Raw genomic sequence first — 1,143 nt, 5'->3', positions numbered from 1 at the left:
GGTTGAGTGGCGGCTCCGCCGCAACTCGGCAGGGGAGTAAGGCCGCGAACACCACACCGGCGACGAGGTCCGCGCCGTAGTGGTACCCGAATCCGAGCGTCGCCGTGAGGGTGCCGACCAGCCAGAACGTGCCCGCGTTGCGCAGGAGCCGCGTGCCCTCGCGGGTGTGGATGAAGAGGGTGGTGGCCCAGGCCGTGTGGAGGCTGGGCATGCAGTTGCGCGGGGTGATCTCGTCGAACGGAAACGGCTGCGGGGCACCGGTCGACAGCGGGGTCTGCGGCCACAGGTTGGCCGCTGCCCATTGCCCGCCTTCGGCGCCGTAGGCGAAGACCGGCCCGACCACCGGGAAGATCATGTAGACGATGGGCCCGACCAGACCGATGGCCAGGAAGGTGCGCACCAGATGGTGGGCCGGGAAGCGGCTCTCCCGCGCCACGTTGCGCAGTTGGTAGAGCGCGAAGACGGCCGCGGCGAGCGGGAGCTGGCCGTAGACGAGGTGGAGGGCGTGGTAGCCGATCGGGCCCGTGGCCTCGACGAACCGGCCCATCACCCAGGACGGGTTGCCCAGCGCGTGATCGGCTGTGGCCACGTACGCGTCGAGCACGGACGGACGCGTCTCCGATGTGATCATCAGCCAGGTGTCGCCCGTCTTGTGACCAGCCACCAGGAGCAGGCCCAGTCCGACGCCTTTCAGGAGCAGGACTCGTTCCCTGCCCGTGCGGCGGGTGACGGCGATGAACGCATAGCCCAGAATCACCCACAATGCGCCGTTGCCGAACATCATCTTGGCGTCGACCACCCAGCGCACCAGGAAGAAGACGACGTCGATACCGGCCGCTATTCCCAGCGAGATGAACCGCTGCCGCCAGGGAAGGACGACCATCATCAATGCCAGGCCGGCGTACAGCAGAGGACCCGAGGTGGGAGTGAAGATCACTTCCCGGGCCTGGTTGGTGATCGGCCCCGGCATGCCGTAGTGACGAGCGACGATTTCCATCGCGACAAGGAAGCCGAAGGTCACCACAGCCGCGACAGCCCACAGAATCACCCGTGACCGACGCCGCTCACCCAATTCAATTATGCTGTTTATTCGTGAAATTACTCGGGATGCTATAGATATCAACTGTTCGGCCGATTTGTTTA

At 65.4% G+C, this 1,143-nt stretch carries 1 protein-coding gene; it reads right to left on the bottom strand.

All coding sequences use genetic code 11. From position 1 onward, the window contains the following. The coding region (locus ACWEBX_RS41225; RefSeq protein ID WP_451889791.1) for a phosphatase PAP2 family protein at positions 1-997 on the bottom strand (997 nt) is incomplete at its 3' end. Between the last annotated feature and the right edge of the window lie 146 nt (positions 998-1,143).

The organism is Streptomyces sp. NPDC005070, assembly GCF_053600395.1.
This window is presented reverse-complemented; position numbering and strand designations above follow the sequence as displayed.